The sequence below is a fragment of the Curtobacterium sp. 320 genome (assembly GCF_031455235.1).
Classification (GTDB): domain Bacteria; phylum Actinomycetota; class Actinomycetes; order Actinomycetales; family Microbacteriaceae; genus Curtobacterium.
In genome coordinates, this window is sequence record NZ_JAVDSI010000007.1 from 186,369 (window position 1) to 211,991 (window position 25,623).

A 25,623-nucleotide genomic window follows, 5' to 3' on the forward strand; every position below is an offset into this window, starting at 1 on the left:
CGTGTCCGACAGCGGAGAACGCTCCGAGCAGGCGACGCAGAAGCGCATGCGCGAGGTCCACCAGAAGGGCCAGATCGGGCGGTCGCAGGACCTCGGCGCGTGGATCGGGATCGCGGTCGCGGCACTCATGATGCCATCCGCGATCGGCAACGCCGCCGCCGCAGGCTCCGAGCAGCTCCGAGCCGTGCAGCGCGTCATCGCCGACCCGACGATCGGCACCATGAACGCCGTCTTCCACGAGGCCCTCGGCTCGCTCGGCGGGACCCTCGGCCCGATGCTCGGGGTCGTCGCCGTCGCCGTGCTGGCCGCAGCGGTCGCGCAAGGCGGCGTGCACGTCCGGAAGCTGACCCCGCAGCCCGAGCACTTCGACCCGATCCAGGGCCTGAAGCGGGTGTTCGGTACCCAGGCGCTCTGGAACGGGTGCAAGGCGCTCCTCAAGACCGCCGTCGTCGGCCTCGTCCTCTGGATGGCCGTGCAGGCACTCGTCCCCGTCCTCATGACGAGCGGGTCGCTGCCGCTGTCCGCCGTGCTCGACGCCGCGGCCGCCGGCACCGGCACCCTGCTCAGGGCGGCGATCGTCGCCGGCCTGGTCCTCGCCGCGCTCGACGTCTTCGTCGTGATCCGCCGCAACCGCAAGCGCACGATGATGACCAAGCGCGAGGTCAAGGACGAGAACAAGCACGCCGAGGGCGACCCGCTCGTGAAGTCCCAGCGCCGGTCCCGACAGCTCGCGATGAGCCGGAACCGGATGGTGCAGGCGATCGGCACCGCGGACGTCGTGATGACGAACCCGACGCACTACGCCGTCGCGCTGTCGTACGAACCGGGAAAGTCCGCGCCGCGCGTCGTGGCGAAGGGCGCCGGTCCGGTCGCGGCGATGATCCGCGACAAGGCGCTCGAGGCCCGGGTGCCGATCGTCCAGGACGTCCCGCTCACGCGTGCGCTGCACGCCGCGTGCGAGCTCGGGCAGGAGGTGCCGGTCGACCTCTACACGCCGGTCGCCCGCGTGCTGTCGTTCGTCATGGCGCTCAAGGCCAGGGGAGCGGCGGCCGGGACGCACGCCCCGCCGCGGCCGACCACCCCGGACGAGGTCGCGACGGTCATCGACCCGGCCACGATCAGCGGGGACCTCCGGCCCCGGAAGCTCCGCCCGAACTCGACTCCCGAAGGGGTGCCCGCATGAACCGCAAGGACCTGCCGAAGCTCGTCGTCCCGGTCTTCATCGTCGGCATCATCCTGCTGCTGATCCTGCCGGTGCCGTCCTTCCTGCTCGACTTCCTCATCATCTGCAACATCCTGCTGGCGCTGGTGATCCTGCTCACGACGCTGTTCGTGAAGAAGCCGCTCGACTTCTCGGTGTTCCCGTCGCTGCTGCTCGTCGCGACGCTGTTCCGGCTCGGCCTGAACGTCGCGTCGACGCGGCTCGTCCTGGGCGAGGGGTTCGCCGGCGACGTCATCCAGGCGTTCGGCCACGTGGCGGTCTCCGGCTCGATCATCATCGGCGCGGTGATCTTCCTGATCCTCGTCGTCATCCAGTTCGTCGTCGTCACGAAGGGCGCCGAGCGCGTCGCCGAGGTCGGGGCACGGTTCACGCTCGACGCGATGCCCGGCAAGCAGATGGCGATCGACGCGGACCTCAACGCGGGGCTCATCACCGACGCCCAGGCGAAGGAACGCCGTGCCGCCGTGTCCGCCGAGGCCGACTTCTACGGCGCCATGGACGGTGCGTCGAAGTTCGTCAAGGGCGACGCGATCGCCGGCATCCTCATCATCGTCATCAACCTCGTCGGCGGCATCGCCATCGGCATGGTGCAGAACGGGCTGTCGATCACCGACGCCCTGTCGAAGTACGGCATCCTGACCATCGGCGACGGGCTGGTCACGCAGATCCCGGCGCTCCTCATGGCGGTGTCGACGGGCATGATCGTCACCCGCTCCGGCGCCGAGACCGAGATCGGCACCTCGGCGTCGCAGCAGCTCACCCAGTCGCGGAACGCCCTCGTGATCGCGGGCGTCGCGGCGATCGCGATGGGGTTCATCCCCGGCATGCCGATCGTCCCGTTCCTGGTCATCGGCGCCACGCTGCTCGTCATCGGGTGGCGCCTCGGGCAGAACACCAAGCGCGAGGAGGCCGCCGTCGCCCAGCAGCAGGCCATGGAGGCCGCCGCGCTGAGCGCCGACACCCCCGAGGACCTCATCGAGCAGATGCGCGTGCACGCCCTCGAGATCCTGCTCGCGCCCGACCTGGTCGACATGGTGTCCGGCGCCTCGGACGACCTGCTCGGCCGCGTCCGGGCACTCCGCCGAAAGATCGCGATCGACATGGGGATCGTCGTCCCGCCCGTCCGGACCCGCGACAGCATCGAGCTCCCGCCGTCGACCTACGCCATCCGCATCGCCGGTGTCGAGGCCGGCCGGGGCACCGCACCGTCGCGCAGCGTGCTCGCCCTCGGCGACCACCTCGAGGGGCTCCCGGGGGAGACCACCGTCGAACCGGTGTTCGGCCTCGCCGGCAAGTGGGTCCCCGCCGAGCTCCGGCACGCCGCCGAGATGACCGGCGCGACCGTCATCGACCGCGTCTCCGTGCTCGTCACCCACCTGCAGGCGATCATCGGCGACAACGCCGCGCGGCTCCTCACCCGCGAGGACGTCAAGGTCCTCACCGAGGGCGTCAAGCAGGTCAACCCCGCGGCCGTCGAGGAGCTCGTCCCCGGGATGCTCTCGCTCGCCGAGCTGCAGCGGGTCCTGCAGGGCCTGCTCGCCGAACGGGTCCCGATCAACGACCTCGGCCGGATCTGCGAAGGCCTCACGCTCCGCGCGAAGGTGTCGACCGACCCGGAGGGGCTCGTCGAGGCCGCCCGCGCCGCACTCGGCCCCGCGCTGCCCGCCCGGTACCTCGACGCCGGCACGCTCCGGGTGATCATGATCGACCCGCTGCTCGAGCAGTCGATGCTCGAGGGGCTCCGGCCGTCCGAGCAGGGGACCCAGATCGTCCTCGACGCCCACCGCATCGAGCAGGTCCTCGGGTCGCTCCGCGAGGCCGTCCGCTCCGTCGAGGACCAGGGGATCTCGGCCGTCCTCGTCTGCGCCCCGCAGCTCCGCCCGGCCGTGCACCGCATGGTCTCCGCGCAGTCGAACGGCCTGCCGGTGCTCTCCTACCAGGAGGCCACCGCCGCGGGCTCCACCATCGAGACCGTGGGAGTGGTCCGTGCCGCCGACCCGATTGCAGCGTAACGGCGCCACGCTCGACGAGCTCCGGGACGCCGTCCGCTCGGAGTTCGGACCGGGCGCACGCATCGTCGCCGCCGAGCGCGTCACCACACCGGGGATCGGCGGGCTGTTCCGCAAGGCGCACGTCGAGGCCACCGTCGAGGTCCCCGGCCCCGACGACGTCCCGACCGCGCGCGTCGCCATCGCCGACTCGCCGGTCCAGCGGGTGGGCATCGCCGCGCTCCTGGCCGACGCCGAAGCCGCGGAGGCGCGCATCGCCGGCCACGACGGCACCGCGTCCACGCGGGCCGACGCGTTCGCGTCGGTGCTCGACGGCTTCGTCGCCGACGGGATCACGGGGAGCGCCCCGCGCCCGACGCGCGCCTTGCCGGAGGCGGGGGCCGAGGAGCCGGGTGGGGCGCGCCTCCTGGACGTGCCCGGTCGGTCCGCGGTGCCCGTCGCGTCCGTCGTGCCCGGACCGTCGGTCGTTCCTGGAGGGACGGCTCGGCTCGTCGACGACGTCGTGGCCGAGCAGCTGGTCGCCGCCACCGCGCCCACCCGGCCCGTCCCGTCGGTCCGGTCCGCCGACGGCGACCTGGTGCTGCTCGTCGGGCGTCCGAACGACGTGGACGCAGCCGCCGGGATCTTCGCGACCCGGCACGCACTGCGGCCGACCGACGCGGCCGACCGGCGGAGCGGGATCCTCGCCCGTGCCGAGGGCGTCCGCGACGGGTACGCGCTGCTCGCGGTCGCCGCCTGGGACGACGTCGCGACGGCCGCCGGACTCGCACCCGACCAGGTCTGGGTCGTCGTGGACGTCGGTCGGAAGCACGAGGACTCGGTCCGCATGCTCGCCGCCGTCGCCGACCGGGCCCACGTGGCGGGGATCGTGGCGATCGGCGCGGGGGAGACCGCCACGCCGGAGTCGGTGCACCTGCTGGGAGTCCCCGTCGTGTCGCTAGGCTGAACGGGTGCTGGTACTCACGCGGAAGGTCGGCGAGCGGATCCTCGTCGGTGACGACATCGTCATCACGGTGCTCGACAGCCGCGGGGACGGCGTCCGGATCGGTATCGACGCGCCTCGCGGGGTGAAGATCCAGCGCGAAGAGGTCGTGCGCGCGGTGACCGAGGCCAACGCCGAGGCCGCTGCCGCTGCCGCCGACGCCGGGGACGACGCCGAGGCGCGGCTCCGCCGGGCCCTCGAGGACCGCGGGCCCGCCGGCGACGCCTGACGCGCCCCACGTCCAGCGCTAGGCGCGGGGCTTCTTCTCCTGCTCGGGGAGGCGACCCGCGGCCGCCTCGGCGGCGAACCATGCCTGCGCCTCGTCCTGCCTGGCCTGCTCGGCACCGAGCGCGATCGGTGCGCGGACGTGGCCGGCCTCGTACCCGAACGAGTGGAGCAGCTGCGGGATGACCGGTCGGACCCGGGCGACGAGGCGGTCGATGTACGCCGAGACCGCCCGCGCCCGCTGCGCCGTGATGCGCCCGTGCATGAGGTACCAGTCGAGGTGCTGCTCCAGCAGGCCGAGGGCGAACAGGTCGCGGAGCCAGACGAGCACGCGGCGGGTGTCGCCCGGCGGGACCTCGTCGATGGCCTCGGTGAAGGCCTCCCACTGCATGAGCTCCGCGTGGGCCTTCGCCGCCTCGATGAGCTCGTGCTGCGAGCGGTTGAGCAGTCGGGCGCCGCGTGCGCGGTCCTTGCCGGCCGACGCGAGGCGCATGCCGATCTCGGTGACCATCGTGTCGACGCGGCCGGCGAGCAGGTCGCGCTGCGTCCTGGCGTCCTGCAGGTCCGTGACGGAGGCGGCGAGCGAGCCCCGGTCGGTCATGGTCTGTCCGAGGCGTCGGAGACCGGTGGCGTCGGCGAGCTTCGTGGCCGCCTGGGCCGCCACGAACTTCGCGGTCGACGCCGGGTCCTTCGGCGCCTTCGCGCGGAAGTCGGTGAGCAGGCGCTTGCCGACGAGCTGGAGCAACACGGTGTTGTCGCCCTCGAACGTCACGTAGACATCGAGGTCGGCGCGGAGTCCGGTGAGGCGGTTCTCGGCGAGGAACCCGGCGCCACCGCAGGCCTCGCGGCACTCCTGGAGCGTGTCGAGGGCCGACCACGTGGACATCGACTTGAAGGCCGCTGCCTGGGTCTCCAGGTCCTCGCGACGCTGCGGGGTGTCCTCACGCCCGCTGAACACGTCGTCGAAGGTGCGGAGGAGCTTCTCGTGGGCGAACGACTGCGCGAACACCGTGGCGAGGCGGGGGATCAACCGGCGCTGGTGCCGGCCGTAGTCGAGCAGGACGCCCTCGGTGCCGTCGCCCGTCGGGAACTGGCGACGCTGTGCCGCGTACGTCAGCGCGATCTCCAGGCCGATCTTCTGGGCGACGACCGCGGCGCCGTCGAGCGACACGCGGCCCTGCACGAGGGTGCCGAGCATGGTGAAGAAGCGGCGACCGGGCGAAGCGATCGGCGAGGAGTAGGTGCCGTCCTCGGCGACGTCGCCGTAGCGGTTCAGCAGGTTGGTGCGGGGGACGCGCACGTGGTCGAAGTGCAGCCGGCCGTTGTCGATGCCGTTCAGGCCGCCCTTGTAGCCGTCGTCCTCGCCGCCGACACCGGGCAGGAACGCACCCTCGGCGTCGCGGAGCGGCACGTAGAACGCGTGGACGCCGTGGTCGACGCCCTGCGTCACGAGCTTCGCGAAGACGACGGCGGCCTTGCCGTGCAGGGCGGCGTTGCCGATGTAGTCCTTCCACGCACCGCGGAAGGGCGTGTGGATCTCGAACTCCTGGGTCGCCGGGTCGTAGGTCGCCCGCGTGGCGATGCTCTGGACGTCCGAGCCGTGCCCGGTCTCCGTCATCGCGAAGCAGCCGGGGACCTCGAACGAGACGATGCCCGGCAGGAACTCGCGGTGGTTCCGTTCGGTGCCGAGGTGGTGCACGGCCGAGCCGAACAGCCCCCACTGCACGCCGGCCTTGATCTGCATCGAGGGGTCGGCCGTGGTGAGCTCCTCGAACGCGGCGAGGTTGCCGCCGTGGTTGCTCGAGCCGCCGAACTCCTCGGGGTAGGGGCGCTGGATCGCTCCCGCGTCGACGAGGATGCGGAGCTGGTCGAGTGTCCGGGCGCGGGCGTCGGCGTAGGGCATGCCCTCGACCTTGTGCATCGCCGGGTCGAGTGCGAGTCGGCGCGAGGCGCGGCGGTCGTCCGCCCAGCGGCCGAGCAGGTGCTCGGCGAGCAGGTCGACGTCGATCCGGACGTCGGTGTCCGTCCCGCCGGCGGGCGTGCCCGCGGCGGGGTCGCCCGCGGCGTCGGCCTTGGGCGTGTTCGTGCTGTGGACGGGTGCGGTGTCGACCATGGTCGGAGCCCTCCTGAACTGCTCTGTCCGGTGTTGCAGAGCCCACGCTATTGATCGGACCCGCGAGTCGCGTGAACGCCGTCCGGGCCGACAACGCACGGGGCGCTCTGGTCCGACACGGTGGTGGGAACCCTCCAAAGCGTCGACCGTCATTTCTTGAGCAGGGCTAGACGATTGTGCGCGAGCGGACGGGCGAGGGCAGACTGTCCGGCATGTCAGGTACCACCACGCCCGCACGCGGGCGGACCTTCTTCGGGCAACCGTTCGAGTTGTCGACTCCGTTCGCCGTCGAGCTCTGGGAGCGGTTCTCGTTCTACGGGATGCAGGGCATCGTCCTCATCTACATGTACTACACGCTCTCGCAGGGCGGGCTGGGCATCGACAAGGGCGTCGCCAGCGGGATCATGGGTGCCTACGGCGGAGCCGTGTACCTGTTCACGATCATCGGGGCGTGGATCGCCGACCGGCTGCTCGGTGCGGACCGGACACTGTTCGGCAGCGCCATCGTCGTCATGCTCGGGCACATCGCCCTCGCGCTCATCCCCGGTGTCGCGGGCGTCGGCGTCGGCCTCGTGCTCATCGCGCTCGGCTCCGGCGGGCTCAAGGCCACGGCGACGACGATCGTCGGCGGGCTCTACAGCCGGGACGACCCCCGTCGTGACGCCGGCTTCTCGCTCTACTACCTCGGCGTGAACCTCGGGGCGTTCTTCGGTCCGCTCCTGACCGGCCTGCTGCAGAGCTCGCTCGGCTTCCACTACGGCTTCGGCCTTGCTGCGGTCGGCATGGCGGCCGGGCTCGTGCAGTACGCGATCCGCCGCCGCAAGCTGCCGCAGTCCGTGCGGCACGTCACGAACCCCGTCGACCGCCGTCGGCTCCCGCTCATCGGCGTGCTCGTCCTCGTGGCACTCGCGGTGATCGTGGTCGCCGTGCTGACCGGGCTCCTCAACGTCGACAACCTGCCCACCGTGGTCGTCGCCATCGTCATCTTCGCCACGATCGGGTACTTCGTGGTGATCCTCTCGAGCGGCATCACCGCGCGGGAGCGGTCGCGCGTGTTCGCCTTCATCCCGCTGTTCATCGGCAGTGCGGTGTTCTGGTCGCTGTACCAGCAGCAGTTCACCGTCGTGACCGTCTACTCCGACGAGCGCCTCGACCGGTCCCTGTTCGGCTGGGAGATGCCGGTCTCGTGGGTGCAGTCGATCAACCCGGTCTTCATCATCGTGCTGTCCGGTGTGTTCGCGGCGATCTGGACGAAGCTCGGCGACCGCCAGCCGTCCACCCCGACGAAGTTCGCCCTCGGCACCGGCATCATGGGCGTCGCGTTCCTGCTCTTCCTGCCCTTCGTCGGCACCGGGCAGAACGGCACGCCGCTGCTCGCCCTCGTCGGGATCCTGCTCGTCTTCACGATCGCCGAGCTCCTGCTGTCGCCGGTGGGGCAGTCGGTGGCCACGAAGCTCGCACCGCCGAAGTTCCAGACGCAGATGGTGGCCCTGTTCTTCCTGTCGGTGTCGCTCGGCACCGCAGTCACGGGGGTGCTCTCGCAGTACTACGACCCGACGGACGAGGCGCCGTACTTCGCCGTCCTCGGGCTCGTCGCCGTCGCGGTCGGTGTCGTCCTGCTCGTCCTCGCCAAGCCGGTGCTGAAGCTCATGCGCGGCATCCGCTAACCTGAGGGCAGCCAGACCGGCCCCGGAACCAAGGAGTCACCAATGCTCGAACTCATCGCAGGCGTCATCATCGGCATCGGCGTGCTCGGTGGCGTGGGGGTCTGCATGGCCTTCGCAGCCATGATGAAGAGCGGCAACGAGGAGTACTAGCCCTCGGTGTCCGGTGCCGGTTCGATCGGCACCAGCTGACGACTCAGGACGGTCGCGCGCTCGAACGGGCCGCGGCCGTCCTTCGTGTACACGGGTTCCTCGAACGCGACCGTCCAGGTGCGCTGGGTCCCGCCGAGCTGGCTGCCGCCCGGTGCGACGATGACGCCGATCGGCTCGTCGGCCCACTGCTCGCCGCCCTGGTCGGTGTCGACGACCTGCACGAGGGCGCCGATGCCGAGGCCCGGTCGGTCGTCGGGGCGGGGGCTGGGGGAGCGGCGTCCGAACACGCGCCCACCGTACCGTGCGCGGGTCAGTTCCAGATGGAGATCCAGTCGACGGACACGGTGCCGGTTGCGTCCGTCGGGACGGCGCCGTGATCGGTCCACGTCTCGCCCTGCAGGGTCACGCGCATCGGCTTCGTCGGCACGGCCTCGGTGGTGGAGGAGACGAGCTCCCCGTCCCAGTAGAAGCGGACGATGCCCGTGTCCCACTCGGTGGTGGCGACGTGGTACTCGGTGGTGTCGGTCTTCGCGTGGACCTGCACCGAGCGGTCGTACTTGACGTGACGGTTCGCGTACGTTCCCGGGATCGCGGACGCGGGGCGCGGCGATGCCCCGAGCGTCAGTGACTCCGGCCAGTCGATCTCGCCGTCGTTCCACTCGTCGGAGGACGGCCACAGCATGCCGACGAACTTGTACCCGTCCGTGACCGTGGTCTTGTAGCGGATGCTGACCCGTGCCGTCGTGTGCGGTGCGTACCCGTCCGGCATGACGGCGGCGACGAGCGGTCGGCCGCCCTCGGAGTGGAAGTCGAAGTCGAGGTTGCCGTCGGCGACGGACAGCACCTTCGCAGGCGCGTACGTGCCGAGTCCGCTGGTGTCCTGGAAGCCGTCGTAGAGGCCCATGCCGGGGTAGACGGATGCCACCGTGCCGAGTGCGGCGGGCTTCGTGAAGTCCTCGGCGTACGACTGCCGCCAGGTGCGTCCGTTCGACGTGACGTCGCCGACCGGGAGTGTCGTCGGCACGGCGGTCGGGGTCGGGGTGGGTGTGGGCGTCGGTGTCTGCTTCGGCGTCGGTGTGACCAGCGGAGTCGCTGTGGCGGTGGTCGGTGCCGCTGTCGACCCCGGTGCCGTGGAGGACGGGACACACGCAGCGAGCGCGCCGGCGACGAGGAGCCCGGTGACGATCGCGCCTGCGGTGCGTGTGCGAGTGGTCACGGTACGGTCCCTGCTGGAGTCGGTGGAGCTCCTGGCGATCGTAGTCAAGGAGTGCCCGGCGGCCTGCTGTTGCCGGCACCCCAGTCCGGGGGTGGCGGGAACGGTCGCCCTGGTCGCACGACATGCCGTGCACCCATCGCCGGGGTCGTACGAAGTGCCGCTGCTGCCGGCGCCGGGCGGCAGTTCGTGCGACCCCGGCGGCCCGCGAACGGGCGGTCGGCCCGCGGACGGGACGGGACGGGACGCGCGCCTACGCCCCCACGGCAGCCCGCGCGATCTCGGTGATCGACGAGTGCCCGGTGTCCGGGTGCTTGCGCATCGACAGGAGCCGCTCCATCGAGGGCTCCAGCGCCGTGACCTTGTCGAGCGGCGCACTCACGACGAGCTGGAACCCGAGCCGCAGCCACGCCGTCACCGCACGCCCCGCGAACTCCGAGTCCGCCTTGATGAAGGCCTCGTCGAGGAACACCGGCGCGAACCGCGGCCGCGGCCGGGTCTCGTCGCCGAGCTGGTACCGGAGCGCGGCACCGACGATGAACGCCACGAGCTCCTGCGTCTCACCGCCGGACTTGTCGCCGAGGGACGAGTACACGCCGAGGTCGTTGCCCTCGGTGTCGTACCGCACGGCCGTGATCTCCATGTGCCGTCGGACGTCGAGCACGGCGTCGCGCTGCGTGGTCCGGCCGCCACGCGGGACGGACGGGTCGGGGCGGATGACGACCATGAAGCGTCGGAGTCTGCGGAACCGGGTCTCGAGCACGTCGTCGGTCAGCTCGGTGTCGACGGACGCCGACAGTGCCCGCAGCTCCCGGCGGAAGGCCGTGACCTCTTCGCGCGTGACCCGGCGGATCTGGATCTTCAGCCGGTCGCGGTTCGCACCGAAGGGCAGCTCGCGGAGGATCTCGTTGACCGGTTCGAGCCGCTCCTCGATCTCGACGACGGCCCGGTCGAAGGCGCCGGCGAGCGGGACGAGGTCCTCGCCGCTCCACTGCGACAGGCGTCGGCGCCACTCGCTCCGGCGGGAGTGCAGGCCCGTCGCGACGATCTGGTCGAGGATGGCGCGGTAGTCGGGGTAGGACGCGACGCCGGTCCCGAGGTTCGGGTCCGGCCAGGCGTCCTGGTAGCGCTGGAAGGTCAGCGTCAACGCGGTCGAGGCCGAGGCGGCGCCGTCGAGCGCCTGCGCGAGGCGTTCCTCGAGCCGGCGCTTCAGTCGGCGGGTGGCGTCGTCGAAGCCGTCGACGCCGTCCGGCGCTCCGATCTCCTCGAACGTCTCGGACAGCAGCTGCGCCTGTCGGTCGTCCGGCAGGGCGTCAGGGGTGTCCTCGAAGCGCGACAGGATCTCGGCCGCGGCGTCCTGACCGTCCACGAGCACGGCGTGCCGCTCCTCGAGCCGGGCGACGGACTGGCGGGCAGCGGCGCGACGGTCCGACGCCTCGTCGAGGGACGCCCGGAGCCGACCCACGGCCGAACGCAGGGTGCGCAGGCCGTCGTCGGCGGCGAGGAGTGCCTGGCGTTCCTGGTCGAGGCGGGCGAGCGAGTCGTCGAGCCCGACGACGTCGATCGCCTCCCACGTGACGTCGACGATGTGCTGGTGCGCCGCGCGGAGGACGTCGAGCGCCGTGATGTCCTGCGCGACGTCGGTACGCCGGGCCTCGAGCGTGGCGAGGTCCTCGGCGATCGCGGCCAGCTCCTGCTCCACCGAGGCGACCCGCGCCTCGTTCGTGAAGCCGATGACGTTCGCCTGACGCCGGTCGCCGTGGGCACCGCGTCGACCGTCGCGGAGCTGCCCGGACTCGGTGACGCGCCGACCGCCGCCGCCGAGGTCCGCGGCGGACCCGACGCACCGGGCGTCGGTGCGGTCGGACTCGATGCGCTCGCGCACCCAGGTGCTGAACGGCGACTGCTTGATCGCGAGCTTGCCGGACACCATGGACGGGTCGCCGTCGACGTCGATGTGTGGCCCCGTCGGGACGCCTTCGAACTGCACGCGCACCGGCAGGCGGAGCGCGTCGATCGCCTCGCTGAAGTCGGCGAGGCGATCCTGGTCGACCAGGAGCGTGCGGGCGACGGGCGCCAGGACGGACTCGATCGCCGTGCGCCACCGCTCCTCGCCGGGCAGCACGTCGAGCAGTTCGGCGACGAAGGGCAGCTCGGACGGGTCGATGCCGGCGGCGCGGGCCATCGCCAGTCGGGCCTCGTGCATCGGCAGCGGCATGGCGCCCTGTCGGTGCTCGAGCGACTGGCGCTCCTGGCGGAGGGACCGCTCGCGGTCGAGGAGCGGGTACTCCTCGCGGGTGAGGGCGTCACGGCGCTCGTCGAGCTCCGCGCGCGACGCGGGGTAGGTGCCGAGGAACTCGTGGGACGCCCGCTGCGCGGCGGTGAAGGACTGCTCGGTGGACACGGGCGACCCGAGCACGGCCGTCCGCTCGTCGAAGGTCGCCCGGGTGCGGACGACGGCGTCGCGCTCGCGCGTCCGACGGTCGATGCGGTCCTCGAGCTGCGCCAGCGCGTTGCCGCCCTGGTCACGGAGCCGGGCCTCGGCGTCCCGCAGCTCGATCTCGACCGCGGCGTGCCGGGCCTCCGCCGCGGCGACCTCGGCGCGGGCAGCCGTGCGTTCGCGCCCGTTGCGGTCCACCTCGGCGTCCAGGAGCGCACGCTTGCGCGATGCGGTCCAGTGCGCGAACGGGGAGACCTCGGCGCCGGTCGCGATCCCGTCGAGCGCCTCGGCCGCGGCCCTCGAGCGCGCGATCTCGGCGTGCAGTTCGGTGATGGGGGAGAGGATGCGGACCTTGCGCTCCTCGGTGTCCATCGCCTCGTACGCCTCGTCGAGGGCGGAGAAGTGCGCGAGGGCGCGGTCGGCGGCCTCGTACGTGCCCGGCGTCTCGAGCACGAGCGACTTGTACAGGGCGTCGACGGTCGGCAGGTGCTGCCCGGCCTGGATGCGCGCGAGGAGCCGCATCGCGCGGTTGCCACCGCCGGAGTCGCCGATCCCGAGGCGGGTCTGCAGCGTGTACGCGAGCTCCTGGTAGGTGTCGCGGATGACGAGCCCCGGCACGCGTCCGGTGAGCTCGAGGTGGTGGAACCGCGTCGGCACGAACTCCTCGAGCCGGCGCAGGTCGAACGTGTCGTCCACCGTCGCCATGGTCATCTGGATGTCGCCGACGCCCCGCGCACGCTTCGGCACGATGTACGCGCGCAGCACCGTGAAGCGCCGCTCGTCGTCGTTCCGGAACGTCACCGCGACGGCACCCCACGTGGTCTGGTCGTCGCCGCGCAGGTTCACGTCGCGCAGGGCACCGGACTCGGGGTCGCGACGGGTGTCCACCTTGCCGCGCAGGTACGTCAGCAGGTTCCGCTGGTCGGCACTGCGCGCGCGCCCGGTGGTGGCGTCGTTCGACGCGCCGTTGAACGGCACGTCCGACGGCATCATCACGGCGAGGTACGCGTCCATCAGCGTCGACTTGCCGGTGCCGGACGCGCCCGAGATGAGCGTCGCGGTGCCGGACAGCTCGACCTGGCGGTGGCCGTGGAAGCCGCCCCAGTTCACGACCTGCATCGACTCGGCGCGCCACTGCGCGACCGTGTCGAACAGCGCCGGGATCTCGAAGGTGTCGGTCACGCTTCCGTCTCGCCTTCGTCGTCGGTGTCGGTCTCGTCGGCCAGGAGGGACGGGTCGTCCCCGTCGGTCGGCTCGCCCTCCGGAGTGGTCGCGTCCCCGTGCGCGGTGGCGGTCCGCGACGCTGTGGTCGCCAACCACGTGTCCAGGTCGCGCAGCCGCTCCAGGGGGAGCAGCACCTCGACCACGCTCGCGACCCGGAACCGGTCCGGGTCGCTGGTCTTCAGCAGGATCCGGGCGGTCACGAGGCGTTCGACCGCCTTCGCCACGCGGCCCTCGTCACGGGTGCGGTCGGTCGCCGTCGCGGGGCGGAACCCGGCGACGTGCCCGAGGATCTCGGAGCGGTCGACGACGACCTGGTCCGGGCCCGGGCGGGTGTCGGCGCGGAGGCGCATGCGCAGGTAGACGAGGACGATCGTCTCCTCGCGCGTGTACGGGACGTCGCGCAGCAGGGTGGGGAAGCCGCGGCGATGGCTCTCGGAGCGGGCCTGACGCTTCCAGGCGACCTCGCGGTCGCGGTCCACGTGCAGTTCGAGGAACAGGTCGTTGAGGCGTGAGCGGAGCTGGTACTCCGCGTCGAGCACGGCGCGCCACTCGTCGGCGTGCGTCCGTGCGCTGACGTAGGAGTTGCGGAGCAGCGCCACGAGGGCACGGCGCTGCCGGTCGTCCAGTCGGCCCTCGTCGCCCTCGAAGAGGGCGAAGCTGGTCTCGTCGCGCTCGTCGTCCTGCGGGACGGGTGCGGGGTCGTCGTAGGGGACCGTCTCGTCGACCGGTGCCGGCGTCGTGTCGCTCACCGCGCCTCCTGTGCGTGTTCGTCGTTCGTCGTGTCTGGCGTCCGGTCGCGGCGCTCGTCGGTGAGCGCCGCGGTCGGCATGTGGAAGGTGACCGGGCTGCCGTCGGGACGGACCGTCCGGTGCTCCGCGAGGTGCGTGGCGGACTCGAAGTCCTCGTGACCGGTGAGGAGATGCGCGAGCCCGAAGAGCTCGACCGGACGCCGCTGCTCCGGCGGCAGGCCGTGGAAGGCGTCGACGCTGGAGTCGGCCTCGGCGGAGCGCAGTGCCGCGCGGAGCTCGGTGAGGAGCGGTCCGCCGTGTCGCCGGAGCGTCTCCACGTCGAGTTCCTCGAAGACGTCGTCGTCCGGCTCCTCGATCGCGGGCGGCACGGACTCGGCGTCCGGATCGTAGAACCGTTCGCGCAGCGTGCCGACCTCGGCCGTCGCCGGCAGGAGACCGAGGGACAGCCGGTCGCGCGCCGACCCCTGCTCCATCCAGGTCGCGAGCCCCCGCTCGATCGACCGGATGACGGCGTCGAGTTCACGGTCGCGGGCGACGTCGTGCGCGACGATCTGGTCGCGCAGCGTCGCCGTGAGCTGTCGTCGCTGGGCGAGGACGTCCTCGATGCCCTGGCGGAGGATGACCACCGTGTTGCGGAAGGCCCGGCGCTCGGACGCGCCGAGGGAGTCCGCGAAGGGGTGGGCCAGGATCGTCGCGATGTCGTCTCGGAGCCGCAGCAGCAGGGCGTCGTCGCGGAGCAGCTCGAACGCCCCCTCGAACGCACGGCCCTCGGGGGTGGCCTGCATGAGGTTGTCCGTGCGGGCGAGGTAGTCGTCGAGGATCTCGCCGATCGGACGGACCTCTTGCCGGAAGTCCTCGACGATCGAGCGGTGCATCGTCGCCACCGCTTCCTCCACACGCTTGAAGTCGCTCGGGAGCTGGCGGATCAGGTCGGAGATGTTCGTGTAGCCGTCCCGCATCCGGGCGTCGTCCACGGTGTCCACGTCACCGTGTTCGAGTCGCGCCCGCTCGGCCTGGAGCTCGGCGATCTGCGCGTCGATGCGGCGGATCTGCACGTCGGGGTCGGGCTCGGCGCGGGCGGCCCAGCGGTGCACGGCGTCGACGATCATCGCGAGCCGGCTCTCGCTGATGAGCGCCCGGTCGGACGACAGGGCGTCGACGAGGGACAGGGCCTCGAGCGCGTGGCTCGTCAGGGAGTACTGCTCGTCGCCGTCGGGGGAGTTCGAGCGGACGAGCCACTGCGCGGCGACCCACTCGCGGCAGAGGGCGCGGCCGTTCGGTCGGGCGTCCTGCTCGGGCTGCTCCGCCTGCTCGCTCGCGGGGGTGCGCGCGCCGGCGGCCTGGAGCCGTGCGACGTGCTCCTCGACCTGCAGGTGCATCCGATCCGCGGGGACGTACTGCACGTCGCGGTCGAACACCGTGCGGAACACCGCGAGGACGACGGCGCTGGTCGGCCGGGACATCAGCCGGAGGGTCGGACGGTCGAGGACTGCCCGGACCCGGGCGAACTCGAGGTCGACGTCGGTCATGCGCCCCTTCGTCCGATCTTGCTCGTGACTGTCTCAACAGATGCGAAGAGCCCGACGCTGTTGCGCCGGGCTCTTGCGGGTGGGTGGGCGATACCAGACTCGAACTGATGACCTCTTCGGTGTGAACGAAGCGCGCTACCAACTGCGCCAATCGCCCCCTGCACTGTGCGTGCCAGTCGATAGTAGCGGATGCCGGGGCCGGTGCCGAACACGGCGCGCGTCCCGGGTGTGGCGCGGGTGGTGGAACCCGCCCGATCCGCATGAACACGGGGGACACGCCCGGTGAACGAGGAGGATTTTGGTGGATGCCCCCGGGTTCGTATAGAGTTTACGTCGTCGCCGCGACAGCGGGTCAGACAAGTGCGGATGTGGCGCAGTGGTAGCGCATCACCTTGCCAAGGTGAGGGTCGCGAGTTCGAATCTCGTCATCCGCTCGAGTGTGGTGTTCTCCGGAACGTCACGACTCACCAGAGGGTATCCCACCGTTCGGGTACTCACGGAGACGTGAACCTCGATGGTGGGGTGGCCGAGAGGCTAGGCAGCGGCCTGCAAAGCCGTCCACGCGGGTTCGAATCCCGTCCCCACCTCCAGTTCCACACTCCTCTGGGCGATTGGCGCAGCGGTAGCGCGCTTCCCTGACACGGAAGAGGTCACTGGTTCGATCCCAGTATCGCCCACCACAGCAGAAAGCCCCCGGGAGACCGGGGGCTTTCGTGTTTGATCAGCCACTGCGCGAACCCCGGATCAGAGCACGTGGCATGGTCTCGGCGCGATCGAGCGTCCGCGTGTGCCCGTGGTGCGAGCTCGGCGTGTTCAGCGACCGGTTCAGCATCTGCGTCGGTCGCGCTCGACTGCCGACATCGGTGCCGGCGCTTCATCGGGTCGACTTCGATGAGGTGGAGCAACGGCGTCGCGGACAGGCTGGGCCGGTTTCGGATGCGTGTGACGCCATGTGGCGATGGCGGCCGCTGCACCCGCTGGTGCTGACACCAGCAAGGGGAACTGCCAGATCCAGCCGCCGCCGGAGAACGCGACCACTCCCTGCATGCAGCCGGCAGCCAGCGCACCGGCGACGACCAAGTGGGTAGCGACGTGCGCCGCCGTGTTCCGGACGGAGGTGAGGAGCCTGCCGGTGACGTAGGTGAACGGCAGTGCGACGGCCGCCCCGCCGATGCTGATGATGCCGGCGATGAACACCGTGGTCATGCCGAGGAACAGTGCGGAGCCATCGGCACCGGAGAACAGGCTGACCAGGATGCAGACCAGCAGCACGGTGGGGGTGGTGACACCGACCATCCACAGGTAGCTCTTGCCGACGAGCCCGAAGGTCTCACGTGCGGTCCATGTCCCCATGACTGCAACTATGCGGCAATCACGGTGCAGGCCTGTTGCTCCCGTACCGTTCGTGACCGAACAGTCAGCGTGCCGTCATGCTTGCTCAGAGTCTGCGCCATCCCGTTGACACCGCAGACGCCGACGCTGCCGTGCACCACGAGGAAGCCCCCGGGGCGTCGGGTCTCGCTCTCCGTCCCTTCGAGGACGCTCACGCCCAGAATGCGGTTCCCCTGCCGATCGCCCGGTCGCTCCCGTCTACGGTTGCCCCATGTCCGACGTCGCTGCGCCCCGGCCGCTCTCCCGGGTGACGATCGCGGTGATCTGGGCGCTCGCGGTCGTGTTCAACGCGGCGTTCGTCGCCTTCTTCACGTTGTACACGGAGGCTGACGACTGGGCTGTCGACCGTTCGGAGTCGACCGGGGCGTTCGACCCGTCGCAGTTGCTCCCGCACGATGCTGCGCTCTGGGTGGTCGCGCACGCCGCGCTCGGTCTCCTCGTCCTGCTCGACGGAGTGGGCATCGCGCTCTCCGTGCGATGTTTCCGGGCCCGGGCCCGGGCCCGGGCTGGTCGGTTGCGCCGTGCTCCTGTGGGAGTCGAGCGATAGGGAGTGGGCCGGATCAGGCGAGACCGATGCAGTGCGCCAGCACGGCCTGCTGCACCGGCAGCAGGGATGCCTTGAACCCGTGCCCGACGAAGGCCGGGTGCGCGACGGCGTCCGCGCTGACCTCCCGCCCGCGCACGAACGGCGGACACGGGGCGAAACGGACGCCGGCCGGTGCGGTGTCGAGCAGGTCCGCCGTGACCCGGAACGGCTCGAGCGCCTCGGCATGCCGACCGGGCCCGTCGGTGATGACGACGTCGGCCGTCCGGATCGCGGTCGCGAGGTCGTCCGTCCACGCGGCTCCGGGGGTCGCGAGGTCGGCGGGGCAGCACTGCACCAGGTCGAGCTGCAGGACACGTGCGGCCTCCTGCCACGCCCGGGCGATGTTGCCGTCGGCGCCCACGAAACGGAAGCGCAGCGTGCCGAGGTCGCGCTGCGCCCGCCGCAGGGCGTACAGGTCGGACAGCACCTCGCACGGGTGGTTCTCGTCGGTCATCGCGTTCACGACGGGCAGTGCTCCGGCACGCGCGAGGCCCTCGACGACGGTGAGGTCGTGGTGGCGGACAACGAGGACGTCCGCCCACGAGGCCAGGTAGCCGGCGACGTCCGAGAGCGCCTCGGGCTTGTCGAGCGTGGTGTCCGGGAAGACGATCGGCTGCAGTCCCATCGTCGCGGCACCGCGCTCGAACGTGACCCGCGTGCGCAGGCTGGTCGCGGGGAAGAACATCACCGCGGAGCCGTCGGTCGTCGGCCCCTGACCGGTGCGGTACGCGTCCGCGAGGGCGAAGACCTGCTCGACCTCGTCTGCCGTCCAGTCGTCGAGCCGGGTCAGGGAGCGCATCGCACCAGCCTAGGGAACGGCACGAGCCCCACGGCACGAGCCGATCGGGACGATGCGTCGTTCAGGACTCGCCGAGCGCGGACAGCACCTGGTGCCGGACGTCGGGTGCACCGTCGGCGTACCGGTCGACCAGGACGGTACGCATCCCCGCGGACCGGGCCCCGGCGACGTCGCGGACCGGGTCGTCGCCGACGAAGAGGCACACCGACGCGGGCACCCCCAGTGCGTCGGCGAGCGCGTGGAAGGCTCCTTCGTCGGGCTTCTGCACGCCGATGCGCTCCGAGATGCACACCACGTCGAGGGCGGTGTCGAGTCCGGTCGCGGCCAGCTTCTCGGACTGCTGCGCGGCGGACCCGTTCGTCAGCAGCCCGAGGCGGTAGCCGCGCGTCCGGAGCTCGCGGAGCAGCGGCACAACGTCCGGGAACGCACGCCAGGCGGCGCGGTAGGCGTCGAGGTACCGCTCGAACACGCTGTCCAGAGCGTCGGGGTCGTGGGGGAGCACGATCCCGAGCGGGGGCAGGACGGTCCGGAGCCGCTCGCGCCGCTGCTCCTGGAAGCCGATCTCGCCGGAACGCCAGCGCTCGAAGTGCTCGTCCTCGGCGGCGGACCAGGCGTCGAGCACCGACGGGGTGACGGTGACGCCCAGCCCGGTGAGGAACTGCTCCGCGCCGGTGCGGGCGGCGCCCCGGTGGTCGAAGAGGGTTCCGTCGAGGTCGAACCCGACCGCTCGCGAAGGTGCCACGCGGCCAGGCTACGACGTGTCCCGGCAACCGTACGATGGCGGGGATGGACATCTCGCTGCGCCCCGGTACCCCTGACGACGTGGAGTGGATCGCGGAGCTCCGGGCCGAGGTGCTCCGAGCCGACCTCCGCCGACTCGGCCGGTACGACGACGTGCGCGTCCGGGAGCGGCTGCGGCGCGGCTTCCTGCCCGACAGCACGCGGGTCATCGTGGTCGACGGTGCCGACGTCGGCTCCGTCACGGTCCGGGTCGACGGCAGCGGCCGGTGGATCGAGCACCTCTACCTCGCGCCGCACCTGCAGGGGCGCGGTATCGGGTCGTCGGTGCTGCGGACCGTGCTGGCCGAGCCGCACGCCGGGGAGACGCGACTCATCGTGCTGCAGGGGAGTGCGGCACAGCGGCTCTACGAGCGGCACGGGTTCGTCCGTGACCACGAGGACGACGTCGACGTGGTGATGGTGCGTCCCGGCGACCCGGACCCCGTCACGTCGGCGTACTCGCGTCGCGCCGCCGAGTACATCGAGCACCTGGGGTCGATGACCTCCGTCCACCCGGCCGACGCGGCGCTGGTGACGGCGTGGGCGTCGACCGTCGACGGACCCCTGCTCGACGCCGGGTGCGGCCCCGGACACTGGACGGCACAGCTCGCCTCGCTCGGTCACGACGCACGGGGTGTGGACCGTGTCCCGGAGTTCGTCGCGCACGCCCGGCAGGCGCATCCGGGCGTCCCGTTCGCGGTCGCGGACGTCGACGCGCTCCCCGACGAGCCGGAGAGCCTCGGAGGCGTCCTGGCCTGGTACTCCTTGATCCACCACGACCCGGCTGCCCTGCGACGTCCGCTCGAGGAGTTCGCGCGGGTCCTCCGCCCCGGCGGCGGGCTGCTCGTCGGGTTCCCCACCGGACCGGACGTGGAGCCGTTCGACCACGCGGTCACCACCGCCCACCGGTGGTCGGTGGACCGCCTGGAAGCCGCGGTCTCCGCAGCGGGCTTCGACGTCGTCGAGACGGTCACCCGGGACGCCGACGACGCGACCCCGCGGCCGCACGGAGCGATCTCCGCGCGGCGTCACGACCGACCGGTCGCCGTCACCACCCCGGGACCTCGACGCGCACGGAACTGATCCGACCGGCCCGGGTCCGTGCCGTCACGGCGGGGTCGTAGCTGTCGGCGGTCGCGAGGTAGAGCGTGCGCCCGTCCTCGCCGCCGAGCGCACAGTCGATCGCACACCGACCCGGGGCCTCGATGCGGTCCGTCACCGTGCCGCCCTCGACGACCCGCAGGAACTCGCCGGTGTCGACGGAGCAGACCCAGACCGCGCCGTCGCGGTCGACGGTGCTGCCGTCCGGCGTGGTGCCGTCGGGGAGCGCCGCCCACTCGCGTCGTCCGGTCAGGGAACCGTCGGGCTCGATGTCGAACGCCGTCAGACGACCACCCCATGTCTCGCTGACCACGAGCGTCCGGGTGCCCGGGAGGACGTTCGCACTGTTCGGGAAGACGAGACCGTCCGCGGCGAGGCGGTGCGACCCGTCGGTGTCGATCACCCAGAGCGGGCCCGGGCGGAGCTCCTCACCGCCGTAGAGGTCGTATCCGAAGGCACCGATGTAGGTGCGGCCGGTGGCGTCGTCGACGACCAGGTCGTTGAGCAGCGAGGACTCGACCCCGGACAGGTCGGCGAACACCTCGGCCGCGCCGTCCTCGCCCACGGCTACCACCGTGCGGGACTCCATCGCGCTGACGATCAACCGGCCGTCCGGCAGCCACCCGAGGCCCGAGGACTGCCCGTCCACCGTGGTCTCGAGCCGGGGCTGCGCGGCCGGGCCGGGGCGCAGCGAGAACACCTCGCCCGTGTGCATGTCGGAGTACCAGAGCCGGCCGTCGTGCCAGCGGTTGCCCTCGGGGAACCGGATGTCGGTGACGACGTCGGTCGCGGTCGTGGAGTCGAGTGTGATGTGCACCGACCCAGCCTCTCAGAGCTCGCCGGGAGGCCCCGACTGCCAGCGGACCCACGCCTCGAGCTGTGCCTTCGCGCTCTCGAGACTGGTGTGGAAGCCGGTCATGTCGCCGTCCCGCAGCCGCACGACGTACCGCGACCCGAAGACCACCGTGCCGATCACGACGGAGCCGCACCGCGCCTCCCAGGTCCGCGGATCGACCGCCGCCCAGCGGACGTCGTCGGTCTCGGCGTGCTCGGTGCTGGAGAGGGAGGTCATGGTGCTTCCGGTCGCTGGACGATGGGATCGTTCCGGCGGCCGTGGGCTGGGGTCACCTGGCTCGACGGTAGTCCTCGGCGCCTGGGCGGCGGACGCCCCGGCTCAGGCCATCCGGTCGAGCCAGTCGCGGAACAGCGCCGCCGCGACCGCCGGACGTTCCAGGTGGGCGTTGTGCCCCGCCGCGTCGAGCACGGCGTACGTCGCGCGGGGGTAGTGGTCGCGCAGCGCCCAGCCGTCCTCGTACCCGACCACGTCGTCCTGACGGCCGAAGAGGTGCAGTGTCGGCGCCGTGAACGGATCGGGGTGGAGCGCCTCGGGTTCGGTGCGCAGCGCGTAGTCGGACGCGATCCGGTCGACCACGGCCTGGTCGGCGGCGCGCAGTCCGGGGAGCACGGACCGTTCGTACGCCTCGAGCGTCGCGGTGGTCTGGACGACGCTGAGGGCGGCGAAGTCGTCGCGGGCGACACCGGGCTCGGCCGCGGCGACCACGACCGGATCGGGGAGGACGACCTGTCGCGGGGGCACTCGTCGGCGAGCGTGGTCCGGTTCGACGACGCCGACGATCGTGGCGAGGCCGAGCACCTGGCCGCGGAGCTCGTGCGCGACGGAGCGCGCGACCATGCCGCCGAACGAGTTGCCGACGATCGCGAACGGCTCGTCGCCCAGGTGCGCACGGACCGCTGCACGGACGGCGTCGGCGACGTCCTGCGCGCTCGAGGCCGATGGGTCGTACCCCGGCGACTCCCGCACCCACGGCAGGTCGAGGTGGACCCACCGCCACGGCGCGTCCGCGACGGCGTGCTCGAGGGGGAGCAGGATGCGATGGTCGATGCCGAAGCCGTGCACGGCGACGAGCGGGCGGCCCTGACCGGTGGTGCGTGTGATCACGCTCGGACCCTAGCGGGGACCGCCGACGGTCACGGGGCCCGGAATCGCTCGACCACCGGGCAGGCGAACGGATCGCTCGCCGCCAGGCCGACCTCGTTCAGGTACCGGACGACGATCACGTAGGAGTGCACGAGGGTCGTCTCGGTGTACGGCACCCCCTGCTCCTCGCAGTACCGGCGCACGAGGTCCCGCGCCGCACGGAGGTTCGGCCGGGCCATGCTCGGGAAGAGGTGGTGTTCGACCTGGTGGTTCAACCCGCCCATGAAGAACTCGACCCACCGCCCGCCGCTGATGTCGCGGGAGGTCAGCACCTGGCGGGAGAGGAAGTCGACCCGGCGTCCGGCCTCGATGATCGGCATGCCCTTGTGGTTCGGCGCGAACGCGATCCCCATGCAGAACCCGAACACCGCCAGCTGGACGCCGAGGAACGCGAACGCGATGCCGATCGGCAGGACCCAGAAGACCGCGCCGACGTAGAGCACGAAGCGTCCGGCGAAGACGGAGCCCTCGGCCCAGCGGTGCTTGACGGCGCCGCGTCCCGTGTAGGTGCGGATCGACTGCCAGTGCAGGTTCGCGCCCTCGACGAGGAGCATCGGGAAGAACGCCCACCCCTGCACCCGGACCAGGACGTGCAGGAACCCGCTGCGGCTCCGCGCGTCCTCCGCCCGGAACGAGATCGCGTCGAACGAGATGTCCGGGTCCTTGCCGACCGTGTTCGGGTTCGCGTGGTGCCGGGTGTGCTTGTTCATCCACCAGGCGTAGCTGATGCCGGTCAGGAACGTGCCGACGTACCGTGCCGCACGGTCGTTCCAGTCGTGACTGGCGAAGACCTGCCGGTGTGCCGCCTCGTGCGAGAGGAACGCGAACTGGGTGAAGAGCAGTCCGAGCACCCCCGCGACGACGAGCTGCCACCACGAGCCGCCGAGCACGGCGAACGCGGTGCCCGTGGCGACGAGCAGCGCCGTGAGGACGGCGACGAGCCCCCAGTACCAGCCGGTCCGACGACCGAGGAGTCCGGCGGTGCGGACCTGGGCGAGCAGCGCGGTGTAGGTCGACGTCGTGTCGGGCCGGCCGTCGCGCGGTGTGGTCTTCCGGTAGCCGACCGGTGCGGTCGTGTCGTCGACCATGGTGTCCTCCTGGGTGCAGCGGTGACGCTGTAACCGGGGACCGGGGCTACGTGGTGCCCTGCACGCTACGCGGAGCGACCTGCGCGGCTCAGGGGATGACGAGTCGCCGCTCCACGACCGCGCGCGCGACGTCGGCGAGCAGCTCCTGGTTGGACCGCGCGTGGGTGCGCAGCTTCGCGAAGGCCTGGTCCATGTCGATCTGGTGGGTCTGGGCGAGGAAGCCCTTCGCCTGCTCGATGACGATCCGGCTGTCGAGCGCGCGCTGGAGCTGCTGCTGCGCCAGGTTGGCGTGTTCGAGCGACCGCTGCTGCAGGATGCTGATCGTGGCCACGTCCGTGAGCGCCTGGGCGGCGAGGGCGTCGTCGCGGTTCAGGGCGCCCTCGCTCTCGCGGAACAGGTTGAGCGACCCGAGCGTGGTGTCGCGGAGGCGCATCGGGATGGCGTGGACCGAGGCGTAGCCGGACTCGGCCGAGGCCGCGGCGAACGTCGGCCACCGGCGTTCCATCTCGGCGTGGTCGCGCACCGACACCGGGCGCCCGGTGGCGAAGCACTCCACGCAGGGGCCTTCGCCGGCGTCGAGCTGCAGGAGTCCGAGGAAGCTCGACCGGTCGCTCGTGGACGCGAGGACCTCGAGCTCCTGCGACTGGTTGACGAGCAGGATGCCGGCGGCGGACGCGTCGAAGATGTCGACGACGCTGTCGACGAGGTTCTGCAGGAGTTCGACCACGTCGTAGTCGTCCACGAGGATGTCGGTCAGCGCGACGAAGGTGTCGACGAGTCGGTGCTCGCGGGTCGGTGCCATGGTGCGTGCTCCCTAGGTCTCGGAACCGTACGGCCGGGCGAGGTCGAGTCGGCGTTCGATGATGTCCGCGGCGACGTCGCGGACGGTGCGTTCGGTGGCGTACGCGTGGGCCTGCAAGACGAGCAGGGCGTCCTGGACGCTGACGCCGAGCTGGGCTGCGACCATGCCGGTGGCCTGGTGCACCTCCCGCCTCGAGTATCGTCCGGGTTCCATGTCCGCGCGCCCGTCGGCGGCAGCGGCGAGCAGGGCGTCCCGGAGGACACGCCGCGCGGCGACCGTGCTCAGCTCGATCGCCCCCTGGACCTGCCCGCGGGTCAGTGTCCGTTCCTCGCCGACCGTGAGGTCGACGGCGCCGACGGGGATCGTGCCGATGCGCATCGGGAAGGAGAAGAGCGCACCGACCCCGGCACGGAGGAGTTCCTCGAGCGCGACGGGCCAGCTCGTGGTCGTCGTGGCGGTGAGGTCGGCCTCGAGGACCGGACGCCGGGTCTCGAGTGCCTGCCAGCACGGCCCCTCGCCGAGGTCGAGTTGGATCTCGTCCACACGCTCCGCCATCGCGTCACTCGCGCACACCGTCACCGAACCCAACGGGTCGCCGAGCGTCGAGATCCCGACGCTCGTCACGGGGAGGGTGGCGAGGAAGGGCGGGCACAGGTCGGTGCCCTCCGGCGCGGCCTGCATGGCGGCCGCTGCTGCAGCGAAGTGATCCATCTGTGACACCGTTCTCGGTCGTCCGCCGTCGTGCGATCCGTCGCACGGTCCATCCGGCCGTCGATGCATTGTCCGTTTTCCGAGACCCTAGTGCACCTGCGCTGCCTCCGGGACGAAGCGGATGCGTTCCGCTGCCCGCGTCACGTCCTGCGCCCGGGCCGTCCGGTCGTCGAAGTCGGCCCGTGCGGCGTCCCGCGCGAGCTCCTTCTCGGCCAGCGAGGCGCGACTGACGGTGTCGACGATCGTCGCGACGGCGGTGGCGAGGCCGCGTTCGAGCTGCCCGAGGTTCGCGTGCCCGCACGCTCCCAGCCAGGAGGGTCAGGGCTGCTGGACCGGCCGGTAGATCGCGATCGGGGGCGCCTGGTCGTCACCGTCGTCGTGGCTCTCGCCGGAGGACAACCAGGTCCGACCCTCGTGCTCGATCGTCGTCGGCAGGTCGCCGTGCACGAGGATCCGCGCCGCTGGTTCGTCGCCGTCGACGAGGTCCACACCGTGGGCCTGGGTACCGCCGGGGTTGTCGTGCACGTAGCTCATGGTGTGATCGAACTCCCTCGGCCTGGTAGTGTTCTCGTGTACGCGGATGTGGCGCAGTGGTAGCGCATCACCTTGCCAAGGTGAGGGTCGCGAGTTCGAATCTCGTCATCCGCTCGGAACTGCGAAGGCCCCGGTCACTCGACCGGGGCCTTCGTCGTCCGGGCTGGTGGCCCGATCCGGTCCGTGGGGCGCAGGCTTCGGGTGCCCGCGCCCCTCGGACGCGCGGGCCACCGTGCCCACTCGAGCGCCGGCGGATGGGTGGTCCGGTCGGCGCCCATCCGGTGATCCGGAGCGGCGCCCCGTCCGGA

Annotated in this window: 23 protein-coding genes and 5 tRNA genes; 11 read left to right on the top strand and 17 right to left on the bottom strand. The window is 71.7% G+C overall.

Annotation, left to right across the window (positions count from 1 at the left end):
• Position 1: 1 nt before the first annotated feature.
• The 4 genes from J2X60_RS11575 to csrA are packed head-to-tail and all read left to right on the top strand — an operon-like array spanning position 2 to position 4,442.
• Positions 2–1,183 (top strand): EscU/YscU/HrcU family type III secretion system export apparatus switch protein, encoded by a 1,182-nt coding sequence (locus J2X60_RS11575; protein ID WP_309887594.1) that lies wholly within the window; start codon positions 2–4, stop codon positions 1,181–1,183.
• Positions 1,180–3,234, top strand: a complete 2,055-nt coding sequence (locus J2X60_RS11580; protein ID WP_309887596.1) for a flagellar biosynthesis protein FlhA — start codon at positions 1,180–1,182, stop codon at positions 3,232–3,234. The genes J2X60_RS11575 and J2X60_RS11580 overlap by 4 nt, the downstream gene beginning before the upstream one ends.
• Positions 3,209–4,177 carry a hypothetical protein gene (locus J2X60_RS11585; protein ID WP_309887598.1) on the top strand — a complete coding sequence of 323 codons (969 nt, stop codon included), beginning with the start codon at positions 3,209–3,211 and terminating at the stop codon, positions 4,175–4,177. Before J2X60_RS11580 ends, J2X60_RS11585 begins: the two co-directional genes overlap by 26 nt.
• A gap of 4 nt (positions 4,178–4,181) precedes the next feature.
• Positions 4,182–4,442, top strand: a complete 261-nt coding sequence (csrA, locus tag J2X60_RS11590; protein ID WP_309887600.1) for a carbon storage regulator CsrA — start codon at positions 4,182–4,184, stop codon at positions 4,440–4,442.
• Positions 4,443–4,460: 18 nt separating this feature from the next.
• On the opposite strand, the gene J2X60_RS11595 is transcribed toward csrA, so the two are convergent.
• On the bottom strand, positions 4,461–6,551 hold the full coding sequence (locus tag J2X60_RS11595; RefSeq protein ID WP_309887602.1) for an acyl-CoA dehydrogenase: 2,091 nt from the start codon (positions 6,549–6,551) through the stop codon (positions 4,461–4,463).
• Positions 6,552–6,763: 212 nt separating this feature from the next.
• On the opposite strand from J2X60_RS11595, the gene J2X60_RS11600 reads away from it, so the two are divergent.
• Positions 6,764–8,218, top strand: a complete 1,455-nt coding sequence (locus J2X60_RS11600) for an oligopeptide:H+ symporter (RefSeq protein ID WP_309887604.1) — start codon at positions 6,764–6,766, stop codon at positions 8,216–8,218.
• 146 nt (positions 8,219–8,364) lie between these two features.
• On the opposite strand, the gene J2X60_RS11605 is transcribed toward J2X60_RS11600, so the two are convergent.
• The 6 genes from J2X60_RS11605 to J2X60_RS11630 all read right to left on the bottom strand — a co-directional run bounded on the left by J2X60_RS11605 (position 8,365) and on the right by J2X60_RS11630 (position 15,680).
• The gene (locus J2X60_RS11605) at positions 8,365–8,655 is read right to left on the bottom strand and encodes a hypothetical protein (protein ID WP_309779514.1); all 291 of its coding nucleotides are present in this window, start codon (positions 8,653–8,655) and stop codon (positions 8,365–8,367) included.
• Positions 8,656–8,678: 23 nt separating this feature from the next.
• Positions 8,679–9,584 carry a glycoside hydrolase family 16 protein gene (locus tag J2X60_RS11610; protein ID WP_309887610.1) on the bottom strand — a complete coding sequence of 302 codons (906 nt, stop codon included), beginning with the start codon at positions 9,582–9,584 and terminating at the stop codon, positions 8,679–8,681.
• 250 nt (positions 9,585–9,834) lie between these two features.
• On the bottom strand, positions 9,835–13,203 hold the full coding sequence (locus J2X60_RS11615) for an SbcC/MukB-like Walker B domain-containing protein (RefSeq protein WP_309887620.1): 3,369 nt from the start codon (positions 13,201–13,203) through the stop codon (positions 9,835–9,837).
• Entirely contained in the window at positions 13,200–13,994 is a 795-nt protein-coding gene (locus tag J2X60_RS11620; RefSeq protein ID WP_309887623.1) for a DUF4194 domain-containing protein, read from the bottom strand. Before J2X60_RS11620 ends, J2X60_RS11615 begins: the two co-directional genes overlap by 4 nt.
• The gene (locus J2X60_RS11625) at positions 13,991–15,523 is read right to left on the bottom strand and encodes a DUF3375 domain-containing protein (protein ID WP_309887625.1); all 1,533 of its coding nucleotides are present in this window, start codon (positions 15,521–15,523) and stop codon (positions 13,991–13,993) included. The genes J2X60_RS11620 and J2X60_RS11625 overlap by 4 nt, the downstream gene beginning before the upstream one ends.
• A gap of 84 nt (positions 15,524–15,607) precedes the next feature.
• Positions 15,608–15,680: transfer RNA gene (locus tag J2X60_RS11630), tRNA-Val, on the bottom strand.
• Positions 15,681–15,885: 205 nt separating this feature from the next.
• On the opposite strand from J2X60_RS11630, the gene J2X60_RS11635 reads away from it, so the two are divergent.
• The 3 genes from J2X60_RS11635 to J2X60_RS11645 all read left to right on the top strand — a co-directional run bounded on the left by J2X60_RS11635 (position 15,886) and on the right by J2X60_RS11645 (position 16,203).
• Positions 15,886–15,957, top strand: a tRNA-Gly gene (locus J2X60_RS11635).
• An 82-nt stretch (positions 15,958–16,039) separates the two neighbouring features.
• Positions 16,040–16,113, top strand: a tRNA-Cys gene (locus J2X60_RS11640).
• 15 nt (positions 16,114–16,128) lie between these two features.
• Positions 16,129–16,203, top strand: a tRNA-Val gene (locus tag J2X60_RS11645).
• A 145-nt stretch (positions 16,204–16,348) separates the two neighbouring features.
• On the opposite strand, the gene J2X60_RS11650 is transcribed toward J2X60_RS11645, so the two are convergent.
• Positions 16,349–16,876 (bottom strand): hypothetical protein, encoded by a 528-nt coding sequence (locus J2X60_RS11650; RefSeq protein WP_309887627.1) that lies wholly within the window; start codon positions 16,874–16,876, stop codon positions 16,349–16,351.
• Between the two features lie 250 nt (positions 16,877–17,126).
• Between J2X60_RS11650 and J2X60_RS11655 the strand changes: the two genes are divergently transcribed.
• Positions 17,127–17,462: a hypothetical protein gene (locus J2X60_RS11655; RefSeq protein WP_309887628.1), complete on the top strand. Its 336-nt coding sequence runs from the start codon at positions 17,127–17,129 to the stop codon at positions 17,460–17,462.
• Positions 17,463–17,475: 13 nt separating this feature from the next.
• On the opposite strand, the gene J2X60_RS11660 is transcribed toward J2X60_RS11655, so the two are convergent.
• The gene (locus J2X60_RS11660) at positions 17,476–18,300 is read right to left on the bottom strand and encodes an ornithine carbamoyltransferase (protein WP_309887630.1); all 825 of its coding nucleotides are present in this window, start codon (positions 18,298–18,300) and stop codon (positions 17,476–17,478) included.
• A gap of 61 nt (positions 18,301–18,361) precedes the next feature.
• On the bottom strand, positions 18,362–19,042 hold the full coding sequence (locus J2X60_RS11665; protein WP_309887631.1) for an HAD family hydrolase: 681 nt from the start codon (positions 19,040–19,042) through the stop codon (positions 18,362–18,364).
• A 44-nt stretch (positions 19,043–19,086) separates the two neighbouring features.
• Between J2X60_RS11665 and J2X60_RS11670 the strand changes: the two genes are divergently transcribed.
• Entirely contained in the window at positions 19,087–20,163 is a 1,077-nt protein-coding gene (locus tag J2X60_RS11670) for a GNAT family N-acetyltransferase (protein WP_309887633.1), read from the top strand.
• On the opposite strand, the gene J2X60_RS11675 is transcribed toward J2X60_RS11670, so the two are convergent.
• The 7 genes from J2X60_RS11675 to J2X60_RS11705 all read right to left on the bottom strand — a co-directional run bounded on the left by J2X60_RS11675 (position 20,129) and on the right by J2X60_RS11705 (position 25,315).
• Positions 20,129–20,998: an SMP-30/gluconolactonase/LRE family protein gene (locus J2X60_RS11675; protein WP_309887634.1), complete on the bottom strand. Its 870-nt coding sequence runs from the start codon at positions 20,996–20,998 to the stop codon at positions 20,129–20,131. The genes J2X60_RS11670 and J2X60_RS11675 overlap by 35 nt on opposite strands.
• A gap of 12 nt (positions 20,999–21,010) precedes the next feature.
• Complete coding sequence (locus J2X60_RS11680; RefSeq protein WP_071294635.1) at positions 21,011–21,253, bottom strand: hypothetical protein; 243 nt, start codon at positions 21,251–21,253, stop codon at positions 21,011–21,013.
• A gap of 102 nt (positions 21,254–21,355) precedes the next feature.
• Complete coding sequence (locus J2X60_RS11685) at positions 21,356–22,141, bottom strand: alpha/beta hydrolase (RefSeq protein WP_309887636.1); 786 nt, start codon at positions 22,139–22,141, stop codon at positions 21,356–21,358.
• 29 nt (positions 22,142–22,170) lie between these two features.
• Positions 22,171–23,268, bottom strand: coding sequence for an acyl-CoA desaturase (locus J2X60_RS11690; protein ID WP_309887639.1), 1,098 nt, complete (start codon positions 23,266–23,268; stop codon positions 22,171–22,173).
• Between the two features lie 88 nt (positions 23,269–23,356).
• Positions 23,357–24,070: a GAF and ANTAR domain-containing protein gene (locus J2X60_RS11695; protein WP_309887641.1), complete on the bottom strand. Its 714-nt coding sequence runs from the start codon at positions 24,068–24,070 to the stop codon at positions 23,357–23,359.
• Between the two features lie 12 nt (positions 24,071–24,082).
• Positions 24,083–24,781 (bottom strand): GAF and ANTAR domain-containing protein, encoded by a 699-nt coding sequence (locus J2X60_RS11700; protein ID WP_309887643.1) that lies wholly within the window; start codon positions 24,779–24,781, stop codon positions 24,083–24,085.
• 318 nt (positions 24,782–25,099) lie between these two features.
• Positions 25,100–25,315: a hypothetical protein gene (locus J2X60_RS11705; protein WP_309887645.1), complete on the bottom strand. Its 216-nt coding sequence runs from the start codon at positions 25,313–25,315 to the stop codon at positions 25,100–25,102.
• 42 nt (positions 25,316–25,357) lie between these two features.
• On the opposite strand from J2X60_RS11705, the gene J2X60_RS11710 reads away from it, so the two are divergent.
• A tRNA-Gly gene (locus J2X60_RS11710) sits at positions 25,358–25,429 on the top strand.
• The last annotated feature ends 194 nt before the right edge of the window (positions 25,430–25,623 follow it).

Bases quoted from the DNA above. Each gene is read 5' to 3' on its own strand.
- J2X60_RS11655 (WP_309887628.1), top strand. From the start codon at position 17,127: ATGTCCGACGTCGCTGCGCCCCGGCCGCTCTCCCGGGTGACGATCGCG.
- J2X60_RS11580 (WP_309887596.1), top strand. From the start codon at position 1,180: ATGAACCGCAAGGACCTGCCGAAGCTCGTCGTCCCGGTCTTCATCGTC.
- J2X60_RS11595 (WP_309887602.1), bottom strand. From the start codon at position 6,551: ATGGTCGACACCGCACCCGTCCACAGCACGAACACGCCCAAGGCCGAC.
- J2X60_RS11600 (WP_309887604.1), top strand. From the start codon at position 6,764: ATGTCAGGTACCACCACGCCCGCACGCGGGCGGACCTTCTTCGGGCAA.
- J2X60_RS11660 (WP_309887630.1), bottom strand. From the start codon at position 18,300: ATGCGCTCCCTGACCCGGCTCGACGACTGGACGGCAGACGAGGTCGAG.
- J2X60_RS11670 (WP_309887633.1), top strand. From the start codon at position 19,087: ATGGACATCTCGCTGCGCCCCGGTACCCCTGACGACGTGGAGTGGATC.
- J2X60_RS11700 (WP_309887643.1), bottom strand. From the start codon at position 24,781: ATGGATCACTTCGCTGCAGCAGCGGCCGCCATGCAGGCCGCGCCGGAG.
- J2X60_RS11690 (WP_309887639.1), bottom strand. From the start codon at position 23,268: ATGGTCGACGACACGACCGCACCGGTCGGCTACCGGAAGACCACACCG.
- J2X60_RS11650 (WP_309887627.1), bottom strand. From the start codon at position 16,876: ATGGGGACATGGACCGCACGTGAGACCTTCGGGCTCGTCGGCAAGAGC.
- J2X60_RS11695 (WP_309887641.1), bottom strand. From the start codon at position 24,070: ATGGCACCGACCCGCGAGCACCGACTCGTCGACACCTTCGTCGCGCTG.
- J2X60_RS11680 (WP_071294635.1), bottom strand. From the start codon at position 21,253: ATGACCTCCCTCTCCAGCACCGAGCACGCCGAGACCGACGACGTCCGC.
- J2X60_RS11705 (WP_309887645.1), bottom strand. From the start codon at position 25,315: ATGAGCTACGTGCACGACAACCCCGGCGGTACCCAGGCCCACGGTGTG.
- J2X60_RS11625 (WP_309887625.1), bottom strand. From the start codon at position 15,523: ATGACCGACGTCGACCTCGAGTTCGCCCGGGTCCGGGCAGTCCTCGAC.